Origin of the sequence: Fusicatenibacter sp. (genome assembly GCF_050872605.1) — a bacterium.
GTDB lineage: Bacteria > Bacillota > Clostridia > Lachnospirales > Lachnospiraceae > Fusicatenibacter.
In genome coordinates this window covers 1-4,958 of the sequence record NZ_JBNMHD010000075.1, presented here as the reverse complement: position 1 = coordinate 4,958, position 4,958 = coordinate 1, and the positions used below count along the sequence as shown (strand labels likewise).

5 protein-coding genes and 2 pseudogenes are annotated in these 4,958 nt (G+C 43.7%); 3 read left to right on the top strand and 4 right to left on the bottom strand.

Annotated elements, in window-relative coordinates; all coding sequences use genetic code 11:
- A partial coding sequence (locus tag ACY2VT_RS14090; RefSeq protein WP_461880316.1) for a 4Fe-4S dicluster domain-containing protein occupies positions 1 to 379 on the top strand: 379 nt, incomplete at its 5' end.
- Positions 380 to 584: 205 nt separating this feature from the next.
- On the opposite strand, the gene ACY2VT_RS14085 is transcribed toward ACY2VT_RS14090, so the two are convergent.
- The 3 genes and pseudogenes from ACY2VT_RS14085 to ACY2VT_RS14075 all read right to left on the bottom strand — a co-directional run.
- Positions 585 to 1,115, bottom strand: coding sequence for a hypothetical protein (locus ACY2VT_RS14085; RefSeq protein WP_461880315.1), 531 nt, complete (start codon positions 1,113 to 1,115; stop codon positions 585 to 587).
- Positions 1,108 to 1,200 carry a hypothetical protein gene (locus ACY2VT_RS14080; RefSeq protein ID WP_461880317.1) on the bottom strand — a complete coding sequence of 31 codons (93 nt, stop codon included), beginning with the start codon at positions 1,198 to 1,200 and terminating at the stop codon, positions 1,108 to 1,110. The genes ACY2VT_RS14085 and ACY2VT_RS14080 overlap by 8 nt, the downstream gene beginning before the upstream one ends.
- A gap of 85 nt (positions 1,201 to 1,285) precedes the next feature.
- Positions 1,286 to 1,645 (bottom strand): annotated as a pseudogene (locus ACY2VT_RS14075) (RNA polymerase sigma factor); the annotation flags it as partial.
- Between the two features lie 368 nt (positions 1,646 to 2,013).
- Here ACY2VT_RS14075 and ACY2VT_RS14070 point away from each other — a divergent pair.
- Complete coding sequence (locus tag ACY2VT_RS14070; RefSeq protein ID WP_461880314.1) at positions 2,014 to 2,982, top strand: hypothetical protein; 969 nt, start codon at positions 2,014 to 2,016, stop codon at positions 2,980 to 2,982.
- Between the two features lie 222 nt (positions 2,983 to 3,204).
- Here the strand turns inward: ACY2VT_RS14070 and ACY2VT_RS14065 are convergent, their stop codons facing one another.
- A complete protein-coding gene (locus ACY2VT_RS14065) occupies positions 3,205 to 4,293 on the bottom strand; it encodes an MFS transporter (protein ID WP_461880313.1) in 1,089 nt (362 codons plus the stop codon).
- A 275-nt stretch (positions 4,294 to 4,568) separates the two neighbouring features.
- On the opposite strand from ACY2VT_RS14065, the pseudogene ACY2VT_RS14060 reads away from it, so the two are divergent.
- Positions 4,569 to 4,958: pseudogene (locus ACY2VT_RS14060) on the top strand (aldo/keto reductase); the annotation flags it as partial.

Genomic DNA, 4,958 nt, shown 5'->3' with positions numbered 1-4,958 from the left:
CGAGGAACAGATGGAGGATAATATCAAAACCTTCCGAAATTTTGTACCGTTAAACGAGGAAGAAAAAGCAGTGATCGCCAAAGCACAGGAAGCGCTGAAAAAGAGTCCGGCAGTTCCATGTACCGCCTGTCGTTACTGCTGCGACGGATGTCCGATGGGAATCGCGATCCCGGATGTATTCAAGGCATTGAATACCATCCGCCTGTATGGAGAAGAAGACCGCGCGAAAAATTATTATAAAAAACTGCTGGAAACATCAGGAAAAGCAGAAGACTGCGTGCAGTGCGGCCAGTGTGAGAGTGTATGCCCGCAGCATCTGCCAATTATTGACCTGTTAAAAGAAGCGTCCGAAAAGCTTGACGTGCCGGTGACGGAATAACAGGATTTTTCATTACTGTTTTGGGGATTTGCTATTATAGCAATCCCCGAAAATAATGCAAAAAATTCAGCACCGCAGAGTGTGAATTGCTGTTTTCGGGTCTTGCTATAGAGAAGAAAAACAAGAAGCAGTTCCCGGACTTTTAGTAAAACCCCAAAGAACTGCTTTTTTCTGAAAATCTATGCTGTAAAAAGAAAAGGAACGGTCAGATTATTGTTTTTAAAATTTCAAGCATAGAATCAAGAGAGATTCCATCTGAAAAGTTAAGAGAAGAGGAATATCCGTCTTTCTGCCAGACTGCCAGAAAAATGGAATCGTCATTTCCTTTGAGTGTGACAGTGCTCCCATTGATAGTTTCTGTCATGATCTGATCATAGTCTGTATAATCTCCGGAGATGTCTTCTGTACCGGTTGTTTTCCGGTACCATGCGGTGTTGCTGCTGCTCTCATATGTGATTTCAGCAAAAATATCCCAGCACCAGGAGTAGGTTGTACTTGTTGGGATAAAAGGAAGACTCTCGATATCCTGAACAGGAAAACCGGCTTTTTTGGAAAGTTCTGCGGCACATGCAGCCAGTGCCAGACATTTTTGCAGATAAGAAGAAAAATGGCGGATTTTCTGTGAAGAATCTGTCTGCTTTGCAGATTCTGCAGAGGAAAGATTCTCGAGAATGCGGTTTCGCATTTCATCGGTCACTTCGATATGTTCCATGATTTCATGATAGGATTTACGCAAAGTCGTACTCCTCCTTCAAGATTTCTTTTAAACGTTCTCTGCCGCGTTTCAGATCGGAACGGACCGTGCTTTCCCTGCGGTTCAGAATGCGGCTGATTTCGCGTGTGGAATAACCTTTCTTCGTAATAGAGATGAATGGCTTCCCGGTATTTTTCCGGGAGCTTTTTTACGGCATTCCAGACGAAAGAAAGATCCTCCCGTTCCTCGGCTGTGAGTGTTTCCAGAAGTTCGTCGGTTTCCCGGATCTTATTGTAAGAAAGTTTATTTTTGCACAGATTGGATGCAACACAGAGCAGCCAGGCTTTTTCGTGCTGCGCATTTTCAAAGACAGGAGCCGACTGCATATATTTCAGCAGGGTATCCTGCAGAATATCCTCCGCGTCGCTCATATTGTGAAGATAGGAGTAGGCAAGCCGGAGAATGGCATTTCCATACTGATCCAGAGCTTTTTCAGCGCGGGAGAAGGTGGCTGGTTTTTCAGCGGAAATTTCTCTGGAAAATGGCTGGGCAGAGGGAAGCACAGCAATCATGCGTAAAAATTTTTTGCGTTTTCATAAAAAGTATCCTCGCTTTCATAAGTAAAAGATAGAAGGAAATTTCCCTCTTCTACTTTAAATACAAGCAGGAGAATAAAAAGGTTGCAAAAACAGAAAAATTTTTTCTATCAATTTTCCTAATGAATCAGAAAAACAGAATGAATGGGTCTCCCGTGCGTGAATCGGTAAAATAGAGAATCCCTCCGGAAAAAGGATAGTAAATATAACAGAATTATGATATAGTAAAAGCGGATATATTCGGATAAATGGCACAGAAAAGATGATAGCAGGCTAAGGAGAACGGAGGTATGGTGCATCATATCCTTCATGCGTGATTCGTTCACATTTCATGTGGATGATGAATGGAGGTAGAAAAAACGGTTAAGAGAAATAAGATAAAAACGGACATAATATTAAAAAACTTTTGGAGAGACAGCAACCACTTCGCAGATTTGTTCAATGCGGCATTCTTTCATGGAAAACAGGTACTAAATCCATGCGACCTTATGGAAGTGGATACGGATGTTTCCTCAATTGTAAAATTTAATGGTCATGCAGAGAACGTTCAGAAGGTGTTGGATGTTGTGAAAAAAACAGCAAATGGAATTGAATTTGTGATATGGGGTCTGGAAAATCAGCAGAAGATACATTATGCAATGCCGTTGCGGCACATGATAGGGGATTCTTTTACGTATCTGAAGGAATATAACGAAATCGCGGCGAAAAACAGAGAGGAAAAAGATTTCGAATCCTCGGATGAGTTTCTTTCGAACCTTAAGAAAACAGATCGTATTCATCCAGTCATCAGTCTGTGTGTATACTACGGAGAAAAAGAGTGGGACGGACCCTTCTGCCTGACAGATCTTTTAGAAATTCCGGAAAAGCTGAAACTGTTAGTGGCTGATTACAAAATGAACATTCTGCAGTTGAGAACAAGTGGATCGCTGCAATTCCATAATCCAGATGTGGAAACGGTATTTGATATCAGCCGTTCCATCTATGAACAGAATTTTGAAAGAATAAATACAGTTTATAAAGAAAAAGCGATTTCAGCAGAACTGGGAGTAGTAATCGGAGCAATCATAGAATCACAGAAACTGATTAATCATGCATTACGATCAGAACAAAAAGGGGGTCAGATGTATATGTGTGATGCATTAGAAAAATTAGTAAATGAAGGAGTGCAGAAAGGAAAGCAGGAGGGAATTCTGGCCAATATTCGAACCTGCAAGAATTTTCATGCAAGCAAAGCTGATACAATTAAAAATATCATAAAAGAATTTTCCATATCAGAGGATCAGGCAACAGAATATGTGGAAAAATACTGGTAAGCATTGTGTATGAATAAATGAGCGGGGCAGAACAAAAAATGTTTTGTCCCGTTTGTTTTAGCTATAGCAATCCCCGAAAATAATGCAAAAAATTCAGCACCGCAGAGCGTGAATTACTGCGTCACAGATTTTCGTCGTACCCCGGTACGCCTTCAAATCTGTTCCTTGCAATTCGCGCTTTGCAGCACTGCCTTTTTTGCATTATTTTCGGGTCTTGCTATATTACATGATCCATCCAAACACAGTAGAAAGGACGATCATAATAATCGAAAAGAGAAACGAGTTCACCGACATCAGCGTTGCCCGCTGTTTGGACGGGATCATGTCATTCAGCAGAATATCGGTCCGGACTTCGAGAAAATCATCAGAGAAAGATCCAATAAATCCGCCGAATACCATAAGGGCCGGCAGTCCGGTAAAGCTCATGCCGAAGGCGAAGAGGACGTCGAACGTACTGAATACCAGAATCGCGCGGTAGCGGTACTTATGAAAGTACGCCGTCATCCGCGATCCCAGTGCCGCGCCGAGTCCCATCACAAAGAGGGCAGGGCCGAGCAGTGCGCTGTTCATACCGGCGAGCGGCAGTTTGGCCTGTAAAAAGAAGAGCACCAGCGTGGAAACGGCGCCGATGAGCGCGTTTACCAGCATGATATTTCGGGCTCTTTTTTCACGGACAAGAAACTGCCAGCTTTCCTGAATAACCGAAAGGATTTCTTTTCTGACATTATGGTGCACTGGTGCCTCCTCTGGCTGAATTTCCACAAGACCAAAGGCAACCGCAAGCGCAATCAGCCCGAAGAACAGATCAACCGCATACGCGCGCCGGTATCCTAGCCACAGGGCAAGGCCTGCGCAGAGCATCGCGGTGGAATTGGTGATGCGGTACAGCATCATCTCGACAGAAGAAAAATGAGCATAGAATGCTTCGTTCCCGTTCTGCTTCAGACTGTCATACGCAAGTGCCTCCCGTGTGCCGGATGCAAGGTTATAGCTGAGCGCACTGCATCCAAGCGCAAGCGCAGTTGTAGCAAAACCGGTGGAAAAAATCATCAGCGTACCGGAAATCAGGGAGGTCATCTGGCTTGCAATCAGCGTTTTCCGTCGCCCGAAAACATCGGCGACAACGCCGGAGGGGAGTTCAAAGCAGAGGCTCACAATATGGAAAATGCTTTCGAGCATCCCGATCTGCAGCAGCGAAAATCCTCGGAGCGCGAGCAGTGCAACCCACGAAGCCGCCGCAATCTGAAAATAGCCGACCGTGGTCATAAGATATAAAGTTCGTATTTGTTTTCTGATATTTTTCTCAGACATAAAAAATCTCCTTATCAAAATATAGTAAAATTCTGATTGGGAGATACATGCGTTTTCTATAGAATGTTAAGAATTCAAAAAGTGAAGTTTACTTAAAAAAGAGCGCACTATCCCCATAAACAGCTGAAACATCGCCATTTGTGAGGTGAAGAAACTGGTTTTTCCAGATCATAGTGCCACTCCTTTCGTAATCATAATTTTTATCAGAATACCACCGGAAACGGAAAAAGTCAAAGAAAAATTTTGACAAAAATTCAAAAAACTATTCGGAGGTTGAAATTGTTCAGATCCAGATGAACTATGCTGACTGGGACAATCCGCTGATCCAGTCCGGACGACTGTATGAGGTGCTTCAGAAATACAATATGCCGTTCCTTGTTATGGAGCCGGTAAAGGGCGGTTCCCTTGCATCGGCAGGCAAAGAGATTGAAGCAGAGATGAAACGCATTCATCCGGATGCATCGATTGCGTCCTGGGCACTCCGCTTTGCCGCTTCCCTGCCGGGAGTTGCAACCGTGCTCTCGGGTATGTCAAACGAGGAACAGATGGAGGATAATATCAAAACCTTCCGAAATTTTGTACCGTTAAACGAGGAAGAAAAAGCAGTGATCGCCAAAGCACAGGAAGCGCTGAAAAAGAGTCCGGCAGTTCCATGTACCGCCTGT

What these genes read in the sequence shown, in the direction of transcription:
- ACY2VT_RS14065 (WP_461880313.1), bottom strand. Translation starts at nt 4,293, where the DNA reads ATGTCTGAGAAAAATATCAGAAAACAAATACGAACTTTATATCTTATG.
- ACY2VT_RS14070 (WP_461880314.1), top strand. Translation starts at nt 2,014, where the DNA reads ATGGAGGTAGAAAAAACGGTTAAGAGAAATAAGATAAAAACGGACATA.